Annotated in this window: 17 protein-coding genes and 1 pseudogene; 11 read left to right on the top strand and 7 right to left on the bottom strand. The window is 71.9% G+C overall.

Annotated elements, in window-relative coordinates:
• From J2X68_RS33440 to J2X68_RS33425, 4 genes are all read left to right on the top strand, one after another.
• The coding region (locus J2X68_RS33440) for a hypothetical protein (protein WP_310436351.1) at nucleotides 1-182 on the top strand (182 nt) is incomplete at its 5' end.
• A 124-nt stretch (nucleotides 183-306) separates the two neighbouring features.
• Entirely contained in the window at nucleotides 307-1,647 is a 1,341-nt protein-coding gene (locus J2X68_RS33435; RefSeq protein ID WP_310436350.1) for a class I SAM-dependent RNA methyltransferase, read from the top strand.
• Nucleotides 1,648-1,943: 296 nt separating this feature from the next.
• Complete coding sequence (locus tag J2X68_RS33430) at nucleotides 1,944-2,138, top strand: ribbon-helix-helix protein, CopG family (protein ID WP_037672007.1); 195 nt, start codon at nucleotides 1,944-1,946, stop codon at nucleotides 2,136-2,138.
• The gene (locus tag J2X68_RS33425; protein WP_310436349.1) at nucleotides 2,135-2,527 is read left to right on the top strand and encodes a type II toxin-antitoxin system death-on-curing family toxin; all 393 of its coding nucleotides are present in this window, start codon (nucleotides 2,135-2,137) and stop codon (nucleotides 2,525-2,527) included. Before J2X68_RS33430 ends, J2X68_RS33425 begins: the two co-directional genes overlap by 4 nt.
• A gap of 394 nt (nucleotides 2,528-2,921) precedes the next feature.
• Here J2X68_RS33425 and J2X68_RS33420 read toward each other — a convergent pair whose 3' ends face one another.
• Nucleotides 2,922-6,266 carry a glycosyl hydrolase gene (locus J2X68_RS33420; RefSeq protein ID WP_310436348.1) on the bottom strand — a complete coding sequence of 1,115 codons (3,345 nt, stop codon included), beginning with the start codon at nucleotides 6,264-6,266 and terminating at the stop codon, nucleotides 2,922-2,924.
• A 625-nt stretch (nucleotides 6,267-6,891) separates the two neighbouring features.
• Here J2X68_RS33420 and J2X68_RS33415 point away from each other — a divergent pair.
• From J2X68_RS33415 to J2X68_RS33400, 4 genes are all read left to right on the top strand, one after another.
• A complete protein-coding gene (locus J2X68_RS33415; protein ID WP_004986771.1) occupies nucleotides 6,892-7,095 on the top strand; it encodes a cold-shock protein in 204 nt (67 codons plus the stop codon).
• 345 nt (nucleotides 7,096-7,440) lie between these two features.
• Nucleotides 7,441-8,916 carry a DEAD/DEAH box helicase gene (locus J2X68_RS33410; protein ID WP_310436347.1) on the top strand — a complete coding sequence of 492 codons (1,476 nt, stop codon included), beginning with the start codon at nucleotides 7,441-7,443 and terminating at the stop codon, nucleotides 8,914-8,916.
• A gap of 46 nt (nucleotides 8,917-8,962) precedes the next feature.
• Nucleotides 8,963-9,364 carry a CBS domain-containing protein gene (locus J2X68_RS33405; protein WP_310436346.1) on the top strand — a complete coding sequence of 134 codons (402 nt, stop codon included), beginning with the start codon at nucleotides 8,963-8,965 and terminating at the stop codon, nucleotides 9,362-9,364.
• A gap of 49 nt (nucleotides 9,365-9,413) precedes the next feature.
• Nucleotides 9,414-9,722, top strand: a complete 309-nt coding sequence (locus J2X68_RS33400; protein WP_310436345.1) for an SCO5918 family protein — start codon at nucleotides 9,414-9,416, stop codon at nucleotides 9,720-9,722.
• Nucleotides 9,723-9,854: 132 nt separating this feature from the next.
• Here J2X68_RS33400 and J2X68_RS33395 read toward each other — a convergent pair whose 3' ends face one another.
• From J2X68_RS33395 to J2X68_RS33375, 5 genes are all read right to left on the bottom strand, one after another.
• On the bottom strand, nucleotides 9,855-10,622 hold the full coding sequence (locus J2X68_RS33395) for a hypothetical protein (protein WP_310436344.1): 768 nt from the start codon (nucleotides 10,620-10,622) through the stop codon (nucleotides 9,855-9,857).
• Between the two features lie 8 nt (nucleotides 10,623-10,630).
• The gene (locus J2X68_RS33390) at nucleotides 10,631-15,397 is read right to left on the bottom strand and encodes a putative T7SS-secreted protein (protein WP_310436343.1); all 4,767 of its coding nucleotides are present in this window, start codon (nucleotides 15,395-15,397) and stop codon (nucleotides 10,631-10,633) included.
• 2 nt (nucleotides 15,398-15,399) lie between these two features.
• Complete coding sequence (locus J2X68_RS33385) at nucleotides 15,400-16,053, bottom strand: hypothetical protein (protein ID WP_310436342.1); 654 nt, start codon at nucleotides 16,051-16,053, stop codon at nucleotides 15,400-15,402.
• Nucleotides 16,050-16,466, bottom strand: coding sequence for a hypothetical protein (locus J2X68_RS33380; RefSeq protein WP_310436341.1), 417 nt, complete (start codon nucleotides 16,464-16,466; stop codon nucleotides 16,050-16,052). Before J2X68_RS33380 ends, J2X68_RS33385 begins: the two co-directional genes overlap by 4 nt.
• Before the next feature lie 252 nt (nucleotides 16,467-16,718).
• A complete protein-coding gene (locus J2X68_RS33375; protein WP_310436340.1) occupies nucleotides 16,719-17,222 on the bottom strand; it encodes a MarR family transcriptional regulator in 504 nt (167 codons plus the stop codon).
• A gap of 64 nt (nucleotides 17,223-17,286) precedes the next feature.
• On the opposite strand from J2X68_RS33375, the gene J2X68_RS33370 reads away from it, so the two are divergent.
• The gene (locus J2X68_RS33370) at nucleotides 17,287-18,567 is read left to right on the top strand and encodes a multidrug effflux MFS transporter (RefSeq protein WP_310436339.1); all 1,281 of its coding nucleotides are present in this window, start codon (nucleotides 17,287-17,289) and stop codon (nucleotides 18,565-18,567) included.
• 336 nt (nucleotides 18,568-18,903) lie between these two features.
• A complete protein-coding gene (locus tag J2X68_RS33365) occupies nucleotides 18,904-19,572 on the top strand; it encodes a TetR family transcriptional regulator (protein ID WP_310436338.1) in 669 nt (222 codons plus the stop codon).
• A gap of 102 nt (nucleotides 19,573-19,674) precedes the next feature.
• Here J2X68_RS33365 and J2X68_RS33360 read toward each other — a convergent pair whose 3' ends face one another.
• Nucleotides 19,675-20,505 (bottom strand): DUF2993 domain-containing protein, encoded by an 831-nt coding sequence (locus J2X68_RS33360; RefSeq protein WP_310436337.1) that lies wholly within the window; start codon nucleotides 20,503-20,505, stop codon nucleotides 19,675-19,677.
• 365 nt (nucleotides 20,506-20,870) lie between these two features.
• Here J2X68_RS33360 and J2X68_RS33355 point away from each other — a divergent pair.
• Nucleotides 20,871-22,508, top strand: a pseudogene (locus J2X68_RS33355) (MFS transporter).
• Nucleotides 22,509-22,661 lie beyond the last annotated feature (153 nt).

Raw genomic sequence — 22,661 nt, 5'->3', positions numbered from 1 at the left:
CGTCCGTCCCGTACCAGCTCCAGTCGTCCGAGGTGGCGAAGAAGCGGGCCCGCAGGCGCCAGGAGTGGAACGCGCCGGGCGCGGTGCGACGCGGTCCCGCGCAGCAGGGGCACCCGAAGGAGCCGTCGGGCACCGGTTCCGGCAGCGCCCCCGGCTCCTCGGGGCCGGACCCGAAGAAGTAGCCGCGCGGCGGGGCGGGCCCTCGACGCCCGCCCCGGCGCGTGGTGAACGGCCGGACGACAGCCACGTAGACTGGTGGGCTGTTGTCCGGCCGTTCCTCGTTCGACGTTGTGGAGTCACCCCGCCATGCAGGCAGAACCGAAGAACTCGCAGGCGGTGTCACTCGTCGGGCAGGAGTACGAGGTCGAGATCGGCCCCGTCGCCCACGGCGGCCACTGCATCGCCCGTACGGACGCCGGCCAGGTGCTGTTCGTCCGGCACGCGCTGCCCGGCGAGCGGGTCGTGGCCCGGGTGACCGAGGGCGAGGAAGGGGCCCGCTATCTGCGCGCGGACGCGGTGCAGGTGCTGGAGGCGTCCAAGGACCGCGTCGAGGCGCCCTGTCCGTACGCCGGGCCCGGCCGCTGCGGCGGTTGCGACTGGCAGCACGCCAAGCCGGGCGCCCAGCGCCGCCTCAAGGGCGAGGTGATCGCCGAGCAGCTGCAGCGGCTCGCGGGCCTCACGCCCGAGGAGGCCGGCTGGGACGGCACCGTGATGCCGGCCGAGGGCGACAAGCTGCCCCCCGGCCAGGTGCCCGCGTGGCGCACCCGCGTCCAGTACGCGGTCGACGCCGACGGCAACGCCGGGCTGCGGCGCCACCGCTCGCACGAGGTCGAGCCGATCGAGCACTGCATGATCGCGGCGCCCGGTGTCAGCGAGCTGGGCATCGAGGACCGCGACTGGTCCGGGATGGCGTCCGTCGACGCGATCGCGGCGACGGGCTCCCAGGACCGCATGGTCATCCTCGAGCCCCGCCCCGGCGCCCGCCTTCCCCTCGTCGAGCTGGACCGGCCCGTGTCCGTCATGCGCGTCGAGGAGCACGACGGCGGCATCCACCGCGTCCACGGCCGCGCCTTCGTGCGCGAGCGTGCCGACGGCCGGACGTACCGCGTCGGCAGCGGTGGCTTCTGGCAGGTCCATCCGCAGGCCGCCGACACCCTCGTCAAGGCGGTCATGCAGGGTCTGCTGCCGCGCAAGGGCGACATGGCGCTCGACCTGTACTGCGGCGTCGGCCTCTTCGCGGGCGCCCTCGCCGACCGCATCGGCGACAAGGGCGCGGTGCTCGGCATCGAGTCCGGCAAGCGCGCCGTGGAGGACGCCCGGCACAACCTCGCCGGGTTCGAGCGGGTGCGGATCGAACAGGGCAAGGTCGAGGCGGTGCTGCCGCGCACCGGGATCACCGAGGTCGACCTGATCGTCCTCGACCCGCCGCGCGCGGGCGCGGGCAAGAAGACCGTCGAGCACCTGGCCTCGCTCGGCGCCCGGAAGATCGCGTACGTGGCCTGCGACCCGGCGGCCCTGGCCCGCGACCTGGCGTACTTCCGGGACGGGGGCTACAAGGTGCGGATGCTGCGGGCGTTCGATCTGTTCCCGATGACGCATCACGTGGAGTGCGTGGCTATTCTCGAACCTGCGGGCAAGGGGTCCTGACCTGCGCTTTTGTTGTCCGGGTGGGTTGCTCGACCTGTTTCCCTCCGTGCGGCGGTTCGAGCGGACGGATCGCTCTTTGTAGCTCGCTGACCTGCGGATTCGTGAGCGACGTGCCCCATCGGCGACGCCTTGAGAGGGTCGTCCGGAGATTCTTGACGCTTGGATGACGCTCGAAGCGGAAGTCTCTGCTGCATCGCCGCAGGCGGTGCAGTGGCCACCCCCGCCCCACGTTCCTTGGGGGCCGAGTTTGCGGCTCGACCGTGCACACCTTGATACCGGTCAGGTATCATCTTTGTATGGCGATGACACTCCGACTCCCTGACGACCTTGACGCGAAGCTCACCGAGCGGGCTCGTCGGGAGGGCCGCAGCAAGCAGGAACTTGCCATCGAGGCCATCCGCGACGCCCAGAACAGGGCCGAGTTGAAGGTCGATGACGTCTTGGCCGAGCTGATGGACAGCGATGCGGAGATTCTGGACTACCTGAAGTGACGGACCTGCGCTACATCCAGATCGACGAGATCCTGGCCATCGCCCGCACGGTCAACGGTACCGAGCACAGCGTGCGTGACATGGGTCTTCTGGTGTCGGCGATCGAGCGGCCCCGGACGAACGTGTTCGGGGCCGAGCTGTATCCCACGCTGCACGAGAAGGCGGCGGCACTGCTGCACTCCGTCGCCCGCAATCATGCGCTGATCGACGGTAACAAGCGCACCGCCTGGCTCGCCATGCGTGTCTTCCTGCGGTTCAACGGCGTCAGCGTCAGTACCGTGCCGCCGCCCGTTTCCGTTGCCGGCCCGTTCGTCGAGGAAGTCGCGCAGGACAACGTCGATGTACCGGCGATCGCCAAGCGCCTCGCGACATGGCTCCCCGTTTCCTGAAGTTCGACGAGGGCAGGGCGCCTTGGAGTGCGTGGCGATTCCGGAGCTTACTGCCAAGGGGAATCCGACCGGCGGTTTTCGTGGGCTGCTCGGGCGTAGCCGGGCGTGCTCGACACCTGTGGTTCCAATCCCGGACGGGAAGGTGGGCGAGTGTTGCCACCGGTCTTCACAGGTCCGCGGAAGGTGGCCCTGAGCTGCGGCCGGTGGACATGTTCACGGTGCAGACGCAGGAGGAGTTCGACAGCCTGCCCAAAGTGCCCGGCAGCGACGAATGGCGAAAGAGGCAGTGGAAGATCGCCCTGGTCGACGGGGGAGCGGGTTCCTCGACGGCCGTTCGACCGGACGAGCCGGGCGCGCGGGACGATCCGTCGCGGGCCCGGCCGTCGGTCGGTTGTCAGCCGAACGGGATGGTCAGGACGGATCCCGTGTCCACCTGGAGGGTGGACGGACCGTTGCCCAGGGCGCTCCAGACCTCGACGCGGACGGTGCCGCCGTCCAGGTCGCCCAGCGCGCCCGACGCGGAGTGCGTCCCCTGCCGCGCGGCGGAGTAGTCCTCCCAGCCGGTGATCGGATCGGTGGCGAAATACCGGAACGTCTCGACACGGTCGAAGGTGCCGTCACCGGTCAGGTCGTAGGAGACCCGGGCCTGCTGGGCGTAGCCGACGTTGGCTCCGGCGTCGACCTTGAGGGTGAAGGCCGTGCCGGAGCCCGCCTTCAGGGTGCCGTTGACGTTCTTCACCTCGTAGACGAGCGGGTTGTACGGGGTTCCGTCGCGGTTGGCGCCGCCCGCGGAGGGGATGGTGTCCGAGGACCCGGCCGCGGCCGCCCGGGTGGTCAGCTGTCCGCCCGAGCGCAGGTAGAAGGTGTCGCCCGTGACCGGCGGGGGCCCGGACGTGGTGACGGTCACGGTGCCGCTGGCCGGTCCGACCTGGCCGGCGGTGTCGCGGGCTCTGACGCTGTAGGTGTACGGGGTGCCGGAGGTCAGGCCGGTGTCGGTGTGGGTGGTGCCGGTGACCGTGGCGACCTTGGTGGCGCCGCGGTAGACGTCGTAGTCCTTCACGCCCCTGTCGTCGGTCGCCGCTTCCCAGCTCAGCTGCACCGAGCCGCTGGTCACGTCACCGGCGACCGGGGTGCCGGGCGCGCCGGGCGCCTCGTCGCGCGGCGGCGGGTTGCCGGTGGTGGTGACGGTCACGGTGCCGCTGGCCGGTCCGACCTGGCCGGCGGTGTCGCGGGCTCTGACGCTGTAGGTGTACGGGGTGCCGGAGGTCAGGCCGGTGTCGGTGTGGGTGGTGCCGGTGACCGTGGCGACCTTCGTGGCGCCGCGGTAGACGTCGTAGTCCTTGACGCCCTTGTCGTCGGTCGCCGCGCTCCAGGTCAGCGTGACGGAGTCGTCGCCGACGTCACCGGCGACCGGGGTGCCGGGCGCGCCGGGCCTGTCGTCGCCGGGGGCGCCGCACAAGGTGCCGAGTGCGGTGTCGTCGCCCGCTCCGGACGCGGTCGACCTCGCCGGGACGTTCAGCACACCGCCGTCGGAGAAGAGGACCGAGCACGCCTCGCCGGTGTAGTTGTGCGCGGCGTACGTCCTGGTGCCGCTCTTGTCGAAGGCGACGGCCGTCGGCGAGTCGGCCGTGACCGTCATGTCCGGTGATCCGATGGAGTTCATCGTGGCGACCCAGTGGTAGGTGTGGGCCTTGGTCTCGCCGGCCTCGGGGACGTAGCCGCCGTTCCACTGGTTCCAGTAGCTCATGGCCTTGGCCGGGTCGTAGAGGGCCTGGACCTGCCAGAAGACGTCCTTCCACTCGACGGCCGGGCCGCCGTTCTCCCGCTCCATCTCGGCCACGCTGCGGTTCAGCATGGCCTTCTCGCGGGCCAGATGGAGCGAACCGCCGGTCATGGGCAGGAAGTTGATGCCGTGGATCTCCTCCGGGTTGGCGGTCCACCAGGTCGCGTAGGCGCCGCCGCTGCTCCAGACCATGCCCACGACGTCGTGGGTGAAGTCCTCGGGGTAAACCTGCTGGTCGGCGTCGAACCAGTACTGCGCGATCGCCTCCGACTCGGTCGTCATCATGTAGACGCCCTGGTCGCGCAGTGCCTTGTCGCCCGTGGCCGAGCCCCACATGATCAGGCCGGCGCTGAGGTTGATCGACTCCGAGGACGACTCCTGGTTGTTGCCGGCGGCGAACGCCTCGTGGCCGGCGGCCCAGCTGTGGCCAGCGTAGACGTCGAAGCCGCGCAGGAACGGGTATCTGCCGTCGTTCCTCGCCGGGTCGGCTGCGTCCTTGATGAGCTCCTCGACCATGCCGCCCCATGCGGAGTCGGCGGCCCACCGCGGGTCGTACTGCGCCACGATCGCCGCGGCCATCACGTAGTACGAGTAGTGGAAGTGGTGGTCGTTGAGCTCCTGGTCGCTGCCGTAGGAGGCCGGGTACCCGATGAGGGTGCGCCAGTCCTTGTCATAGGCGAACTCGGAAGCGCCGCCGACCGTGAACCACTCCTCCATCCGGCCCTTGATCAAACTCAGCAGCTTGTCGCGGCCGACGGTGTCTCCGATCTGGTCCGCGAGGGGGACGAGCTGGGCGAGCTTGCCCAGGGCCTTGCCGGTCCAGTAGGTGTCGAGGGCCCCGCTGAAGGGGTCGCCCTGGGTCAGCACGTCGTTGATGTACTCCTTGAGCTTCGCCTTGTCGACGCCCGCGGCGCTCGGCAGGCCGGGCAGCACGCCGTTCACCTTCTGGGTGGTCGTGAAGGACGTGCCCTCGCGCACCTTCATCTCGCCGCGCGAGGAGACGTAGCGGTAGGCCGTCAGCGGGTCGCTGCTGTGCAGCCACTGGTGGCGGTAGAGCGCCTGGAACGTGCCGGTCTCCGTCCCTTCCTTCGGCTCGGTGGTCAGCGAGTAGGTCGCCGTGACCTCGCCGTCGCCCTCCCGGTACTCCCAGTCCACCTTCGATCCGGTCACGAAGCTGAAGGCGTACTTCCGGAAGTCGGCCAGCGCGGCCTTGTCCGGGAGGACCGCCAGGGAGAAGTACTCCTTGGAGCCCAGGTCGGCCCGGATCTCGTTGCCGGAGACGGTCCAGTCGCTGCCGCTCGGGGCGAACAGCGCGTAGTCATGACCCGAGAGGGTGACGCCGAGGACGTTGCCCTGGTCGGCGAAGACGGTGGGCGGAGCCGCCGTGCTGATCTGCGCCGCCCCTCCGGCGCCCTCCGCGTACACGTACGGCAGGCCGTGGCCGATGGTCGTCCGCAGACTGCGCGCACCGTCGCTCCAGTACGGGCTGACGGTCCAGTCGCTCCACCCGTCCGCCTTCGCGTCGGGCGAGTGGAGACCCGTGAGCCCCAGGGTCAGATCGGCCTTGTGCGCAAACTCGTACTGGCGGCCGCCGCCCACGATCTGGTGCGTGGTCGGGTAGCCGACCTCCAGGCCACCGGAGACCGCCTTGTAGGTGAGCGGATGGCCGTACATGTTCTCCGACCACGGATTGCCGGAGAAACGCTGGAAGGCCAGCGACGACCACCAGTCGTTCGTCGGGACGGGGACGTCCGCCATGGCGGGGGTGACCTTCGGCTTGACCGCCTGGCCACCGCTGTCCGACGGCCCCTGGCGGCCGGCGGGGCGGACGTCGCTGTAACTGCCGTTCCCCACCTCGATGGTGGCGGCCGAGGCGACGCCGCTGCCCAGCGTGACCAGGGCGGTCGCGGCAAGAGCCGCTGTCGTCAGCACCGACAGGCTTCTTCGAGATCTCATGCACAGCCCCTTTGAGAGCGCTCTCAAGTCGCCGACAACGTAGGGCGGCACCGTTGGGCGGTCAACGCTTCGAGTCGAAAGTCTTACGGGCCGTCAGGCCCCTTCAGGGCTTGAACACGGCGCGGGGATGCCGGACTTACGGCGGTCTCCGGCCCGCCGACGTGCGAGGCGGCCGTCCGAGGCGCGGGGGTGCTCATGACCGCTTCCGTCGCCTCGTACGCGACGGAAGACCGCCCTCGCGCCTGGAGCTGTACGCGGCCGCGACCCGTCGGGCTCCGGGCGACCGGCTGCCGGCGGATCCTTGCGGAGGCCGACGTCCTCCTCGGACCCTGCACTTCGAGTGGATATATATCTGTGTCCGCGAAGTGAGAGTTTTACGGACCGTGTGGTGAGAGTTTTTGGCGCGACGGGCCGAGCGGAATTGTGTAGCGTGCACGCGCCGTTTCGGCGTGCTACTGTCGATCCAAGTTGCAGTTGTGGTTCCCGAAACTTCAAGTGCCCTCACCGGGATTTTCACGGTGGGAGCGCTTTTGTATTTCCGGTCTTTTCCGGCGGGGTAATCATCGCGGCGACACGGTGTTCGCACGGTGCGGATTCCGATGTACTGCCCCAAAGGAGATATGACATGGCTACTGGTACCGTGAAGTGGTTCAACGCGGAAAAGGGCTTCGGCTTCATCGAGCAGGACGGTGGCGGCGCCGATGTGTTCGCCCACTACTCGAACATCGCCGCCCAGGGCTTCCGTGAGCTGCTCGAAGGTCAGAAGGTCAGCTTCGACATCGCGCAGGGCCAGAAGGGCCCGACGGCCGAGAACATCGTTCCCGCCTGACGCTCACGCACCATCTGTAGCTGGGGCCCGCATCCTTCGGGGTGCGGGCCCCAGCTGCACGCGTTTCCCGCACCGGTCTCACCCGCGGGACGACGCCGAGGCATCCGCAGTCGCGACGCGCGGCTCCGCCCCGGGGATGCAGACACCTCCTGGCGGGCCGCCCCTGCGTCGACGCCCCGGACCTCACGTCCTCATCGCGTCGAACAGTAATTTCGGCAGCTGCGCCCCCGGATATTCGGCCGCTCAGATCTGCTTTCTTTTGTCACCGGTCCATACTTGTGATTCTGCGCGCCGCTCATCGCTGCGGGAATTCCTTGATATGTGCCACATCGAGGAAGGTTCCGCATGTACCGCACACGCACGAACGACCGTTTCGACCGCACCCGTGACAGCGGTGCCGGGGCCGGAAGGGGCGGCGGCCGCACGGGCTCGCAGTCACCGCGCCGTTCCGGCGGCTACGGCCGCCGGCCCGTCGCGCCGCAGGGCGAGTTCGCGCTGCCCGAGACGATCACCCCCGCGCTGCCCGCCGTCGAAGGCTTCGCCGATCTCGACATGCCCGGGCAACTGCTGACCGAGCTCGGCAAGCAGGGCGTGACGGCTCCGTTCCCGATCCAGGGCGCGACGCTGCCGAACTCCCTGGCGGGCCGTGACGTGCTCGGCCGCGGCCGCACCGGTTCCGGCAAGACCCTCGCCTTCGGCCTCGCCCTGCTCGCCCGCACCGCCGGACAGCGCGCCGAGCCCCGCCAGCCGCTGGGGCTGATCCTCGTACCGACGCGTGAGCTGGCGCAGCAGGTGACCGACGCGCTCACGCCGTACGCCCGCTCCGTCAGGCTGCGGCTGGCCACGGTGGTCGGCGGGATGCCGATCGGCAGGCAGGCCGCGGCGCTGCGCGGCGGTGCCGAGGTCGTCGTCGCGACCCCGGGCCGGCTCAAGGACCTCATCGACCGGGGCGACTGCCGGCTGAACCAGGTCGGCATCACGGTGCTGGACGAGGCCGACCAGATGGCCGACATGGGCTTCATGCCGCAGGTCACCGCGCTGCTCGACCAGGTGCGTCCGGAGGGCCAGCGGATGCTGTTCTCCGCCACCCTGGACCGCAACGTCGACCTGCTGGTGCGCCGCTACCTGACCGACCCCGTCGTCCACTCCGTCGACCCGTCGGCCGGTGCGGTCACGACGATGGAGCACCACGTCCTGCACGTCCACGGCGCCGACAAGCACGCCGCCACGACGGAGATCGCCGCCCGCGACGGCCGCGTGATCATGTTCCTGGACACCAAGCACGCCGTCGACAGGCTCACCCAGGACCTGCTCAACAGCGGTGTCCGCGCCGCCGCGCTGCACGGCGGCAAGACGCAGCCGCAACGCACCCGCACGCTGGCGCAGTTCAAGACCGGGCACGTCACCGTGCTGGTGGCGACCAACGTCGCGGCCCGCGGCATCCACGTCGACAACCTCGACCTGGTCGTCAACGTCGACCCGCCGACCGACCACAAGGACTACCTGCACCGCGGCGGCCGTACCGCCCGGGCCGGCGAGTCCGGCAGCGTCGTCACGCTCGTCACCCCGAACCAGCGCCGGAGCATGGTCCGCCTCATGTCGGACGCCGGGATCCGGCCGCAGACCACCCAGGTCCGTTCCGGAGACGAGGCCCTGAGCCGGATCACCGGTGCGCAGGCCCCGTCGGGCATCCCGGTCGTCATCACCGCGCCGGTGGCCGAGCGCCCCAAGCGCGGCGCCTCCTCCCGAGGCCGGCGCCGCCCCGCCTCGGCGGCCCGTCGCGCCCCCGCACGTCAGGCCGCCTTCGACGCGGTGGCCTAGGACCTTCGTGATCAGGACGTCGACCCATCCCAGCAGGAGGCACCTTTTGACGTCGGTCCAGACGCAGCCCCGCCCGGCGGGCGCCCGCCCCGCGCACCGGAGCGAGGTCGCGGAAGCGGCCGGACCGCGGGTGAGCGACGACATGAGCGTCGAGGTGGCGCTGGCCGTCATGGCCGCCGCACGCACGGGCCGGCTGGTCGTCTGCGACCAGGACGACGAGCGCATCGGCCTGGTGACCCGCACCGACCTCATCGCCGTCCGCGACAGCCGCGCCCCCGCGGACCGCGTCCGCCTGCGCGACCTCCTCGGCGACCACGGAACGTGCGCCTCACCGGCGACCACGACGGCCGGGACCGCCGGGCACGCGACGCGCCCGCGTCGGATCGGCGACCCGCGGGCCGCCGCCGAGCAGACCAGCGCCCCCGGCCTGTTCGCCCTCTCGCGCTGAACCGCCTCACCCCGGTCGGACCGTTCCCCCCTTCTCCCTGTGAGGCCCCATGCGCTGCGTCATCGCCCGCTTCCCCTTCGAGCTCACCAAGGCCGGTGTCCTGGCATCGATGAAGGGCGTCAAGCCCGAACCGGTCACCGGCGAATCCGTGACCATCGGCCGCCGCCGCTACCCCGTCAAGCAGGTCGGCCAGGTCGTCACCCGCCAGGACCGCCGTGACTTCAGCGCGGCCGAAGTCCTCCGGGCGATGAGCCTTCTCGGCTTCACCTGCCGCCCCGTCGCCGAGGCCGCCCCCCTGGGCGTCCTCGACCCGCTCCAGCACGCCTCCGCGCTGCTCGGCGCCTCCGTCGCGGCCTGACCCCACCCGCTCCCGTGGCGCCGGCGTCCGGACCCTGAACGTCAACAGCGGTCCGGCCGCCGGCGTCCGGGCAGCCGGGGCGCCTGCGGGCTCCGGCCCGGGCGCCACGCCTGCCCGTCCGCAACGCTCGCCTCACCCGTTCCCGTAGTCCTTCACCAGCGTGGCGATCAACGAGAGCAGCGCCTCGGCCCGGTGAGGATCGTCGCCCCGTTCGCGCCGCTCGCGCAGGGACGCGTCGGCGGCCCGGAGCCGGGCCAGGGCGCTCGGCTCGCCGTCCGCCACCTCGTCGACCACCGGCGTGGTCACCAGGTCCAGGCACTCGGTGAGCAGACGGCGCGTGGCGGGCGACGGCGGCTCCGGGTCGGGATCGGCGTACGCGGCCGTCAGGTACCGCGCCGGGTCGGTGAGGCTCCAGCCCACGACGGTGCCGTGCTGGACGAGCAGCGCCACGTCGGGAGCGATGCCGATACCGGCCTCCAGCGGTGCGTCCAGGACGTCGAGGTCGCGCAGACAGACCAGCACGGCGTCCCCGGGAGCGCGGCACAGGGCCGTGCACGTCTCGTGCCGGAAGTCCCGGACCTCGTCCGCGCGGAGCCCGCCCGGGCGCACGGCGGGCAGGACGGGAAGGCGGGAGGAGGTCTCGTGGCCGGCGGACACGTACGGCAGCTGGAGTTCGAACCCGACCAGCTCGCGGCTGTCCGGGTCGAACCGCAGGACGTCGGGCGTGTCCCACAACCGGTCCTGACTGCCGAAGGTGCGCGCGAGGAACTCCTCACGCTCCCGCGCGTCCGCGTAACCGGGGACCTCCACGGAGTCGCCCGTGAAGCGGGGGGTGACGGCCGGCGGGTCGTCCGTGACCGTTGCGCGCCAGTCGCCTTCGAACGACAGTTTCGTGGTCATTCCTTGCCTCATCTGATCTGCTTCGCCGGGGCCAGGTGGCCGTCCTCGGTGGGAATCCTGCCCTGCACGATGTCCTCGTGGGTCACCGGAGCGCCGCGGTCCGTCGGGCTGCCGCCGAGCGCGTCCGCGCCGGAAGGACCCTTGATGCCCGAGTCCCCGTAGGCCGTGATGGCCTGGCCCTGCTTGGAGCCGGGACCGTAGACCACCGCGATGTCGTTGTCCTTGCGGAAGATGAAGTTCCCCGCCTGGCCCTGCGACTGGTAGACGGCGTCGGGGTTCTTCAGGATGTCCAGGACCTGCTCGTCGGTGAAGCCGTGCCGCGTGTCCCCGTGGTACTTGGGATGCTTGTTGATCTCACCGTTCTGCGCCCTCTCGGCGATGTCGTCCAGGATCTTGTCGACCCGCTTCTGCGCCTTCTCCTCCTTCGTGTACTTGGGCATGAGGCCCAGCGGGTCGCAGCCGCTGTGCGGGTTGTCCACGTACGCGAGGGGGTTCGGACCGGGAGCCAGACCGAGCGGGTCCGGCGAGGTGTAGCGGCCGGTCTCCGGGTCGTAGTGGCGGAGGCAGTTGTGGTGGAGGCCGGTCTCGGGGTCGTAGTACTGGCCCGGGAAGCGGAGCGGGGTGTAGGCACTGCCGTCCCGGGACCAGGCCGTGGTGCCCCAGAGCGTGCTCCGGCTGCGCCAGGCGACGCCGCCCGTCTCGTCGATGAGTTCGGTCGGTGTGCCGACGAGGTCCGTGGCGATGGCGAAGAACCGCCGGTCGGTCTCCTCCTGGCGGTCGTCGGCCGTGAGGATGCGCTCGGTCTGGGCCAGGGGGACGACGTCCCGGTGGTCCCAGGTGAGGGCGACCGTGTGCGGCGCGTCCGGCCGGTGACTCGTCTGTTCGCACAGAGTCAGGCCGTCCCAGGTGAAACGGACCTCCTCGACCACGCTCTCGCCGTCGGCCGCCAGGCGCTGCTTCGCGATGCGGCGGCCCAGCGGGTCGTGGCGGTACCTCCACCGGGTCCCGTCGGGGGTCGTCACGGACGTGAGGCGGTTCTCCGTGTCCCACGTGTAGCGCCAGGTGTCCGGCTTGCGGGAGAGGCGGGTCTTCTGCCGCAGGACGACCCGGCCGAGGGCGTCGTACTCGAAGCGGACGTCTCCGGCGCGGGTGAGGGTGGTGCCGGCGTAGGCGCGCGACCCGGTGGCCTCCTGACCGGGGTGGCCGGCCGGCCAGGACGCCGAGGTCTGGTTGCCGGCGTCGTCGTAGGCGTACCGCTCCGTCCATCCGCGGGCGTGGACGGCGGTGACCCGGCCCACGCTGTCGAGATCGAAGGTGCGGGAGCCCGACAGCCGGTCCGCGACCGAGGTCAGCCGACCGTCCGCCCGGTAGGCATAGGTCCGGCTGTTGACGTCGCGGCCCTTGGCGGTGATCCGCTGCGCGGCGAGCCGGCCGGCCTCGTCCCGGACGGAGGTCATGGTGAGGGCGTCGCCGAAGACCCGGGCGAGCTCGCGGCCGGCGGCGTCGTGCGTGAAGTCGATCCGGTGATCGCCGCTGGTCAGGCGCTCGGGCAGGCCATCGGCGCGGTAGGAGTAAGAGGTGACGTGACCGGTGGGCGTGGTGCGGCGTGTGCGCCGGCCCAGGACGTCGTAGGCGTACAGGACGGCCCGGCCGTCGACGAGTTCCGCCTTGGTACGACCGCGACGGTCGTACCGGCAGCGCAGTTCACCGTCCGGTCCGGCCGCCTCCAGCAGGCGCCCGGCCCGGTCGTAGGCGTAGGTCGTCACCCGGCCGTCGACGTCCTTGGCGACCACCTGGCCGAGCCGGTCGCGCGTGAACGCGATGGTCCCGCCGAGCGCGTCGACGCGGGCGGCCAGCCGGCCCGCCGCGTCCCTCCGGTAGGTGAGGGTACGGCCGTCGAAGTCCGTCTCGGAGACGAGGCGGTCGGCGGCGTCGTACTCGTAGGTCCAGGCCAGCCCCTGCGGGTTCGTGACCCGCGTGAGACGGAGCCCGGCGTCGTGCTCGAACGCGTAGCGCGCGCCGTCGGGTCGGATGTGGGCGGCCGGCAGGTCGAAGTGCGTGTACTCGAAGCGGGAGACGCCACCGGACGGGTCGGTGCGGGTGAGCAGGTTCCCCTCGCCGTCGTACGTCCACGACTCGGTGGCGCCGTCGGGACCGGTGCGCCGGGCGAGTTGCCCGTCGGCGTCCCACTCCAGGCGGGTGACGCCCCCCGTCGGATCGGTGACCCGGACCGGCCTGCCGAGGGCGTCCCGCTCCGTGCGGGTGAGGGCGCCGACCGGGTCGGTCACTTCCACCGGCAGCCCGGCCGCGTCGCACACCACGTGCGCCGTGGATCCCAGCGGGTCCGTGATCGAGGTGAGCCGGCCGCCGCGGTCGTAGGCGTAACGGGTGGTGGCCCCGGCCTCGTCGGTGACCGCGATGCGATTGCCGCGTTCGTCGTACGCGTGGACCACGCGTGTGCCGTCGGGGCCGACGACCTCCACCGGCAGACCGAACGGCCCGCGCACCGTGCGGAGTTCGCTGCCGTCGGGGCGGACGGCCGAGACGACCCGGCCCTCTTCGTCGTAGCCGAAGGCGGTGGTGAGGCCCAGCGGGTCGGTGCGGCTGACGAGGCTGCCGCGGTGGTCGTGGCCGAACCGCGTGGTGTGGCCGAGCGGATCGGTGGTGGCCAGGACGCGGCAGCCGGGGCCGATCAGATGCCGGGTGGCCCGGCCGTCGGCGGTGGTCAGGACCGTCGTGCGATGACCGGTCCCGGCGTCCGGTTCGGTGTAGGACAGGGCTATCTGGACGTGGCCGGCCTCGCCGCCCTCCGCCACGACCCGGTCGCGGTCGTCGTAGACGTAGTCGTAGCGGCTTCCGTTGGAGTCGATCCAGGCGATCACGCGGCGGCGGTCGTCGTAGACGAAGGTGGTCACGGCGCCCGACGGCCTGGTGACCGTCGTGAGGTCGCGGTCCCGGTAGCCGTAGCCCAGCAGTGGCAGATCCGCCCCTCCCTCGCCCCCGCCGGCCAGGGACAGGCCGGTGACCAGCCCGTCGGCGACGGACAGGTTCACCCGGTGACCCGCCGAGTGGACCAGGGCCAGCGGCACTCCGTCCGCACCGCGGTCGATGTCGACGGTGTGCCCGTTGCGTTCGGTGACGCCCGACAGCCAGGCGATGCCGTCGCCCCCCGGCCCGGCGTCCGACGGGGCGGCGAAGTGGAAGGCCAGGCCGCTGTCGAGGGCGCTGACCGTGTAGCCGCCGTCGGTGCCGCGGGCCAGCAGCGTGCGGGCGCGGCCCGTCTGCGGGCGGGTCGGCGAGCCCGGGACCGGATGCGGGTACGGCACCAGAAGTCCCTCGGCGGTGACGTGGACGACGCCGATGGCGTCGATCACCAGACGCTCGTCGACGGTGGACGTCCAGGCGGGCCCCAGGAAGCGGCCGACCGCGGTGCCCGACTCGGTGCGGCGGGTGAAGACCAGCGGCAGGATGCCGGGGATCTCCAGATCGGTCTGCGGCAGGAACATCCGGCCCGAGGCGAGGTCCACCGGGTCGGTGCCGTCGGTGGTGCGCTCGCCGTCCGGACGGCGGTGGGTCCCGTCCGGGGCGTCGTCGACCAGACGGCGCAGCCGCGCGGCGTCGGCGGCCTCCTCGGCGACGCGGATCCCCTTCACCCCGGCGCCGCCGCCTCCGGTGGCCACGGTCAGCGCGATGTCGGGCAGCAGCCGGCCGAAGCCCTCGGCCGGGTCCTTCATGAAGTCGCCGATCATCTGCTTGCCGGTGCCGACCGGGTCGTTGGCGGCCACCACCAGCCCGGCGGCCAGGCTGTTGAGGGACGTGGCGTACTCGGCGGGGTGCGTGATGTTGTACGGGTCCATCGGGTTCACGCTGCGCACGAAGTTCAGCAGCCCGGCCGTGCCCTTGATGACGCCGCCGCCGACATGGTCCCCCATGATCTGCAGCTCCTGGACGCCGTCGCCCAGCTGTTCGGCGTACGACGGCTTCTTCGGCGCCAGGTCGCGGGCGGCCCGCACCGCGGAACGCGCGGTCTCCGCGGCCGAGTTCCGCTGCTTGCGGGCGTCGGCGAGGAGGTCCTGGGCATCCTGCATCAGTTTCCTGCCGGGGTCCTCGAACGTCGCCGCGGGCCGGGGCGGCAGTGCGGCCGGGTCGCGCTGGTCGGCGGGCCGGGCGTTGTAGCGGTCGACGGCGCTGTTGTAGTCGTCGACCTTCTTGCGGTGGGCGTCGGCCGCGTCCTCGGAGGCCTTGACGCCGTCCTTCCACTTGTCGATCGCCGTCTGGGCCTGTCCCTGGGCCCAGGTGACGGTGCCGGCGAACGCCTCCAGCGCGGCGGCCGCCTTCTCGACTGCGTCGGAACCGGTGAACCACTTGGGCGGCTGGGTGCTCACCGCGGTCCGCACGGCCTCGGCCGTCTCGCCCTCGAGCCGGGAGGAGTCCAGGCCCTTGAGGCCCTCGCCCGCGTTGTCGAAGGCCGCCTGGAAAGCCCGGAGTTTCCCGGCGGTGGAGCGGATCTTGTCCGCGCTGCCGTAGATCAGCTTGGTCTTGTCCTCGGTCTGCCCGAGGTCCATCTCGTCGACCTCGGCGCCCAGCCGGTCGGCGACCGAACGGGACTGCTCGCGCACCCAGTCCGCGCCGGACTCCCAGCCGACGTCCTCCAGCCGGTCGGCGGTCCAGTTGCCCGCGTCCTCGACCCGGTTGCCCACCCACTCGACGCCGTCCTCGACCGCGTCCTCGACCGAGTCGGGCGTGATGTCACTGATGAAGTCGCCGATGCCCACCGTCAGTTCCCCCCGGACTCACCCTGCTGCTCCTGCCGGGCGCGTTCCTCCGGCGACGGGCCGAAAGTGTCGTCCAGCGCCTGGTTCCACTGGTCGTCGGAGATGCCCAGCGCGTCGTTGAGCACCTGCGACTGCTGACCGCCGTGGCCCTCGGTGAGGACGGTGCGACCGGTGTCCTTCCAGGTCTGCTCCATGTCCTGACCGGCCTTGTCGAACGACTCGGCGCTCCAGTCCGGGTCCAGGTAGTCCGGTGTGAACACATCGCCCCAGTCCTGCCGGGTGATCTCCTCCTCGCTCGCGTGCGGATCGCCGCCCATCAGGGAGTTGACGCCCACCTTCAGCGAGCCCGCGACGTACTGGTCGTGCTCCCACTGCGTGCCCGCCGCGAGGCCGAGGAGGTTCGCGATGGCGCTGGCGTCGCTCACCAGGGCCCGGACACCCCACTCCCAGCGCTCGCAGAAGTCCTCGAATTCGACCGACAGGCCGTGGTGTCCGGCCTCCATCCCGGTCATCGCCAGCTCCGAGAACCCCTTTCCCGTCACCGAGCCGGTGGCGCCGCCGAGTTCACCCAGCTCGTCGATGGTCGCGCCCACGCCCTGGGTGAACCTGGCGACGGCCTCCTTGCCGAGCCGCAGGTCCGTTCCGTCGCCGCTCATGACCGCGGCCCCTCTGCGGCCGCCCCCGCGTCGACGGCGACCGCGTCCGGCACGATGCCGACGACCGGCGGGAAGAACATCGCCCCGTCCTCGGTCGCGATGTCCACGGCGAGACCGCCGGGCTCGCCCAGGGCGGGCACGATCTCGTCGACGATGCGCGCGCCCAGCAGCGCCGCGTAGTCCACGGGCCGGTCACCGGGCGGGTGGCGCAGGGCGAACCGGGCCAGCGCGGCCTCGTCGCTGAACCCGCAGATCCATCGCACCCCGCCCGAACGCACCGACCAGAGACCTCCGTCGGCCACCGGCACCAGCAGGACCGAACGCCGCATCTCACCGACCAGGGCCCGCGGGTCGTCGTGGCCGCTTCTCCGCTCGGCGATGCGTTCGCCGAGCGCCGTCCTCGATGGCTGCACGGTTCCTCCCCGGTCGTAGGTGACTCATGGCACCGTAGAGCAGGACGCGTGCGAAGGAGCGGGCGGTTCTGGTGAGACTCTCCGGCCCGGTGGGCGCGTGGGCGGTTGCGGTGAGACTCTCCGGCCCGGTGGGCGGTTCCGGTGAGGAACTCCGGCTCCGGCCCGGCCGTGCGCGGACGGTTCGGATGAGGCCTCCGGGCCGGTGGGCGCGGGCGGTTCCGGTGAGGCCCTGCGGTCCTGCGGGCGCGCGGGTCAGTCCTGGCGCCGCTGTCCCTCCATCGCCTCCACCAGCCGGTCCAACGCCCGCAGCACCCACTCGCGGTCGTCTCCCAGGCCCGCCAACAGGTCGACCTCGGCAGCGAGTTGGCGGGGGAAGAGGTCGTCGACGGCTCGGGCGCCCGACTCGGTGATGGCGAGCAGGGCGGCCCGGCGGTCGGCGGGGTTGGGGGTCCGGGTGATGAAACCGCGCTTCTCCAGCTTGGCGAGGGTCTTGCTGACGCCCGCGCGGGAGAGGCCGAGGCGTTCGGCGAGGGTGCGGGCGATGACCGGCTCGGTGGCGTGGCGCAGGGGGATGAGCGTGTCCACCTCGGGGGCGGTGAGAGGGGCGCCCGCGTAGAGGGGTTCGACGGCGCGGTCCAGCAGACCGGTGGCGCGCTTGAGCAGGCCGACCACTTCCATGGGGGAGGTGTCGAGGCCCGGATGGTGCGCGGCCCACTGGGCGCGGACGTCGGCGGGGGACGCGGGGGTGGTGGGCATGCGGCTCGCCTTCTGACCTGCTCGCTATTTGTTAGCTAGTGAACTATTGGTTATCTTTATTCTTATGGTACCTCCGTCATCCTCCCGCGCCGCCGCCGCGCCGACCGCCGACGCCCCCGCTCCCGCCCCGAAGGAGCGCTCCGCCGTCGCCCTGGTCGCCGTCCTCGGCGCCCTGACGGCGGTCGCCCCGCTCGCGACCGACATGTACGTCCCCGGCTTCCCGGCCATGGGGGACGCGCTCGGGGCGAGCAGCTCGGCCGTGCAGCTGACGATGACCGCGTTCCTGGCCGGGCTGGTCGTCGGCCAGCTGCTGATCGGCCCGCTCAGCGACGGGCTCGGACGGCGCCGACTGCTCCTGTCCGGATCGGCAGGGTTCGTCCTCTTCTCCCTGCTGTGCGCCGTCGCCCCTAACGTCGGCCTGCTGACCGGCGCCCGCTTCCTCCAGGGCGTGGCAGGCGCGGCCGGCATGGTGCTGGCCCGGGCCGTGCTCACCGACCGCTTCCACGGTGCGGACCTGCCACGCCACTTCGCGGTGCTCTCCCAGGTCATGGGCGTGGCGCCGATCGCCGCGCCGGTGCTCGGCGGGGTCGTCCTGGGCGTCTCCACCTGGCGTGCGGTGTTCGCCGTGCTGGCGGCGCTGGGCGGACTGCTGCTGTTCGCCGTGGTGCGCGCGGTGCCGGAGTCCCTGCCGCCCGAGCGGCGTCGCAGCGGCGGGTTCATGAACACCTTCCGTGCCATGGGAACGCTGCTCGGCCGCCGGGCGTTCATGGGATACGTCCTGGTCGTCGCCTTCGTCGCGGCGGCCCTCTTCACCTACATCAGCGGTTCCAGCTTCGTCTTCGAGAACCTCCACGGCGTCTCCTCGACGACGTACTCCCTCATCTTCGCCACCAACGCGGTCGGCATGCTGCTCGCCGGCGCGGTCTTCTCCCGGCTCGCCGGCCGGGGCGTGCGGCTGAACACCCTGCTCTCGGCCGGTGTCGGCGTGGTGCTGGCGGGCGCGCTGGGGCAGGTTCTGGTGGTCCTGTCCGTGGGGGAGAGCCTCGTGGGCACGTGGATCACGCTGTTCGTGACCGCGAGCGGCATCGGCCTGGTCTTCCCGGGCGGTATGAGCATCGGACAGGCGGTGGGGCGGATGGCGCCGGGAGCGGCGTCCGCGCTGCTCGGCGGTCTCCAGTTCCTGTTCGGAGCGCTCGCCTCGCCGCTGGTGGGACTGTTCGGGGAGGACAGCTCCCTGCCGATGGCCCTCATCATGCTGGCCGCCGCCACGGGAGCGGGCCTCACCCTCGTCGGGCTGGCCCGACCGTGGCAGGGGCACGGGGAACCGGCGTCGCCGTCGGTGTGACGGGGGTGCCGGTGCGCCGGTGGTGTCGGTGGGGTGACGGGGGTGCCGGGCGCCGGTGGTGTCGGTGGGGTGCGGTGGGGCGGGGTGGGGGGGATTGCGGCGGAGTGCGGGGCGGCGTGTCGGGGTGCGGTGGGGTGTGAAGAGGTGAAGCGTCGGGTGGACGTCGCTCTCGTGGGATCGTGCCCTCGATCCGTCGCGTTCCGCGTCGCGGCGGAGGCTGCGGCAGAGTCGGAGCGGGGGTGGACCAGCGTCGCTCCCGAGTCGCCCCGGCGGCGAAGATCCGCCACAATGGGCGCCCGTCGTCCGTTCGTCCGTACCGAACCACCGAGGTTTCCCGTGACCCACTCCGTGGCCCGCGAGCCGCAGCGGCGTAATTCGCGGTCCAACCGGGCGCGCATTCTGGCCACGGCCCGGCAGGAACTGGGCCGGAACCCGGACGTCACCCTGGAGGAGATCGCGCGGGCCTCCGGCGTCGTGCGGAGGACCCTCTTCGGCCACTTCCCCGGGCGGGCGGCGTTGCTGGAGGCGCTCGCGGAGGAGGCGTCCGAGGCGTTGCGTGGCGCGCTGGCGGTCGCGACGGCCCCGCAGGAGCCGGCCGAGCGGGCGCTCGCGCACTTCGTGCACACCATCTGGCCGGTGGGCGACCGCTACCGGCTGCTCCTGGCGCTCGCCCGGCGCGATCTGGGCAACGAGCGCGTCGCCGAGATCCTCGCCCCCGCCCGCGAGGAGGTCACCGCCATCCTGACGCGCGGACAGTGCGACGGCGTCTTCCACACGCAGCTTCCGCCCGCCGTGCTGAGTGCCGGACTCGAGGCGATGCAGGTCGCGCTGCTGGAAGAGGTCAACACGGGCGCACTGGAGGACGACGGGACCCGGACGGCCGTCGTGGCGCTCCTCGCGGCGGGGGTACCGGAGGAGCGGGCCCGGGCCGTGGTCGAGGAGATCGTGTCCCCGGCGACGGCGACGGCGACGGCGGCCTCGTCGGAGGAGCAGGCGCAGGTGTAGGGGGCGTCGGCGGGGGCGGCGGCGACATCGGTAGCGGGTACGCGGCGAGGGGCCTGGAGCGTCCGGCTCGCTCCGGGGCAGGCCCCGGTTTCCGTCCCGCGCTCACAGGTCCCGCTCCTGCTCCTCCTGCGACGCCTGGCCCGGCCGGAAGGTGACCGACCTCCCCGTGAACCGGGCTTCCAGGCCGGTGGCGGTGGTGGTCACGGAGCGCAGAGTCAGGCCCTCGGGGATGTTCCGCAAGGGGATCGGCTGCTCGAAGGCCCTGTCGAGCAGCGCTTCCCCGGCCGCGGGCAACGCGCCGCCCTCGACCTGGAAGTCGTCGAACGCGATGCGGTTCCCGGACGCCGCCGAGACCGTCGTGGTCACGGTGACCCTCCCTCCGCCGAGAGGCAGCAGGAGCTCCGCGCTGATCCGGCCCGGCCCCTCGCCCCGGGACACCTCCGGACCGAGCGCATCGGACACGTCCCGGTAGGACAGACGAGCGGTCGCCGCCGCTGAGCGGGCCCGCGCCTCGCTGCCGTCGTCGGACCTGGTCAGCCCGTCCAGCCGTAGATCGAGTTCGGACAGCGGCAGCGGGCGGGCCGACCCGTCGGCGGGGATGTCGCGGGCGGTGATGTCCACCCGCCGCAGGGTGCCGGAGGCCGCCTGCGTCAGGACGGGGAACCCACGCACATGGACCTCGGGCCGCGCCGGGGTGCCCATGCCCTCCTGGAACGCCTTCGCCGTCCGGGACTCCACTCGTGCCGCCACGAGCCGGTCGACCGTGACGGGGATCAGGACCAGCGCGAGCAGGGCGGCGAGGCCGACGGTGGTGGCGGCCGGTCGCCGCCCCCGTCGCGCGTCAGGCGGTTCGGCCGTGTCGTGGGGCGCGTCGCACTCGGACTCGTGCTCGGACTCGTGCTCGTATGCGTAACGGGACGTGGGCTGGTGCATCAACTCTCCTTCGTGGTCGGGGACTTAGGCAGCTAGCTGGCGGCGGGAGGCGGGCGGCGGGCGGCGGGCGGTAGACGGCGGTCAAGGCTGCGGTGGTGTCGTCGTCCACGTTCAAGCCGCATGGGGGAGTGCGGAGTCGCCCATGGGTGGGTCGTGTGCGTCGGCTGCGTCTGGTGGGCGTACGAAGGCCGCCGTTCACGGTGCGTCAAGTGAGGGCGGAGCGTCCCAGGGCACCCATAGCCTCGGCGGCCTCGGCGGCCTCGGCGATCACGCAGGGCAGCGGACGTCCGAATATTTGCACACCGATGGGCAATAAACTAGTCTGCACGTCAACGGGCAATTAAATCGTCGTACTAGGAGCCCCCATGCCCTTCCCCGTCAGCACACCCGTCGAGAAGATGACCGGGCCGTACGCCAAGCGCTGGTCGGCGCTGATCGTGCTCTGCCTGAGCCTGTTGATCGTGGTCATGGCGAACACCTCGTTGATCGTGGCGGCGCCCGACATGACCACGGACCTGGGCCTGAGCAGCAGTGACCTCCAGTGAGTCATCGACGGCTACACGGTTCCGTACGCGGCGCTGATGCTCGTGCTGGGGTCGATCGGCGACAAGTACAGCCGTCGCGGCGCGCTCGTCACCGGGCTGCTGGTCTTCGCGGGCGGCTCGGTGATGGGCAGCCTTGTGGACCGGACCGAGCTGGTCATCACCGCTCGGGCGATCATGGGCGTCGGTGCGGCGGTGGTCATGCCGGCCACGCTGTCGCTGCTGGTCGCGATCTTCCCGCCGCGTGAGCGGGCCAAGGCCATCACGGCCTGGACGGCGACCTCGGGGCTGGCCATCGCCGTCGGTCCGCTGGTCGCGGGGTGGCTGCTCCAGGACCATGCGTGGGGCTCGACCTTCCTGATCAACGTGCCCATCGCGGTCGTCGCCGTGGTCGGCGCGCTCGCGCTGGTCCCGCCGTCCAGGGCGGCGGGCATGGGCCGGATCGACTACGTCGGTGGGCTGCTGTCGATCGTCTCCGTCGGCTCGCTGGTGTACGCGACGATCGAGGGCCCGCACTTCGGCTGGGGCGCCGGCCCGATCGCCGCGGCCGTGGTCGCCGGGGTCGGTCTGGTCGGGTTCGTGGCCTGGGAGCTGCGGCACCCGCATCCGATGCTGGATGTCCGCAAGTTCCGGCTGCGGCCTTTCGGCGGTTCGATGCTGGCGGTGCTGTTCTTCTTCTTCGGCACCTTCGGCGCGATCTACTACTCCACCCAGTTCCTCCAGTTCGTGCTGGGCTACGACGCGCTGGAGACCGGTGTGCGACTGCTGCCGCTGGCCGGTGCGGTGTTCGTCGGCGCCGCGGTGACCGGGCGTCTGACCCCGAAGCTGGGCGTGCGGGCGATGGTCGTGTCCGGCATGGTGATCGGCACCGCGGGCGTCTTCCTGCTCACCCTGGTCGACACGGGCTCGACGTACACCGACTTCCTCGCGCCGATGATGATGCTGGGCTTCGCGATCGGGCTGAGCGTGTCCCCGGCCACCGACACGATCATGGGCTCGTTCCCGGAAAGCGAGCTGGGCGTCGGCGGCGGCGCCAACGACACCGCGCTGGAGCTGGGTGGATCGCTCGGCATCGCGATCCTCGGCTCGCTCCTCGGCACCGCGTACCGCGGCGAGTTGACCGACCTGGTCGGCGGCAGTCTTCCGGCCGCCGCGCTGGAGACCGCCGAGGACTCGGTGGGCGGCGGCCTGGCCGTCGCCGCGCAGGTCGCGAAGGACCCCGCGGGCGGCGCCCAGCAGGCGCAGGCCCTGGTCGAAGCGGTGCACGAGGCCTTCGCGCACGGCGTCGCCCAGACCAGCCTGGTCGGCGGAATCATCATGGCCGCCGGCACGATGATCGTCTTCGCGGTCCTGCCCGGCCGTAAGGCCGCGGCGGCCAGGGAGGACGCGGACGAGGTGGACGGTGCGGAGCGGTCGGACGAGGCCGCGCCCGCGCAGGAGTACTCCGACGCTTCCCGTTAGCACCCGCTGGGGCACCCGCACGCCCTGCAGCCCCGCCCCGCCCTGCAGCCCTGCAGCCCTGCCCTGCTGGCTCGACCCGCGCCCCGCCGTGGTGTTTCTCGGAACGCCGCCGGTGGGGCGTTCCGCGTTCGGCGGCAGGCGGCAGGTCTCCGG

Source organism: Streptomyces sp. 3330 (assembly GCF_031456635.1).
GTDB lineage: Bacteria > Actinomycetota > Actinomycetes > Streptomycetales > Streptomycetaceae > Streptomyces.
This window is presented reverse-complemented; position numbering and strand designations above follow the sequence as displayed.

Bases quoted from the DNA above. Each gene is read 5' to 3' on its own strand.
- J2X68_RS33435 (WP_310436350.1), top strand. From the start codon at position 307: ATGCAGGCAGAACCGAAGAACTCGCAGGCGGTGTCACTCGTCGGGCAG.
- J2X68_RS33430 (WP_037672007.1), top strand. From the start codon at position 1,944: ATGGCGATGACACTCCGACTCCCTGACGACCTTGACGCGAAGCTCACC.
- J2X68_RS33420 (WP_310436348.1), bottom strand. From the start codon at position 6,266: ATGAGATCTCGAAGAAGCCTGTCGGTGCTGACGACAGCGGCTCTTGCC.
- J2X68_RS33415 (WP_004986771.1), top strand. From the start codon at position 6,892: ATGGCTACTGGTACCGTGAAGTGGTTCAACGCGGAAAAGGGCTTCGGC.
- J2X68_RS33410 (WP_310436347.1), top strand. From the start codon at position 7,441: ATGTACCGCACACGCACGAACGACCGTTTCGACCGCACCCGTGACAGC.
- J2X68_RS33400 (WP_310436345.1), top strand. From the start codon at position 9,414: ATGCGCTGCGTCATCGCCCGCTTCCCCTTCGAGCTCACCAAGGCCGGT.
- J2X68_RS33395 (WP_310436344.1), bottom strand. From the start codon at position 10,622: ATGACCACGAAACTGTCGTTCGAAGGCGACTGGCGCGCAACGGTCACG.
- J2X68_RS33385 (WP_310436342.1), bottom strand. From the start codon at position 16,053: ATGAGCGGCGACGGAACGGACCTGCGGCTCGGCAAGGAGGCCGTCGCC.
- J2X68_RS33375 (WP_310436340.1), bottom strand. From the start codon at position 17,222: ATGCCCACCACCCCCGCGTCCCCCGCCGACGTCCGCGCCCAGTGGGCC.
- J2X68_RS33370 (WP_310436339.1), top strand. From the start codon at position 17,287: ATGGTACCTCCGTCATCCTCCCGCGCCGCCGCCGCGCCGACCGCCGAC.
- J2X68_RS33360 (WP_310436337.1), bottom strand. From the start codon at position 20,505: ATGCACCAGCCCACGTCCCGTTACGCATACGAGCACGAGTCCGAGCAC.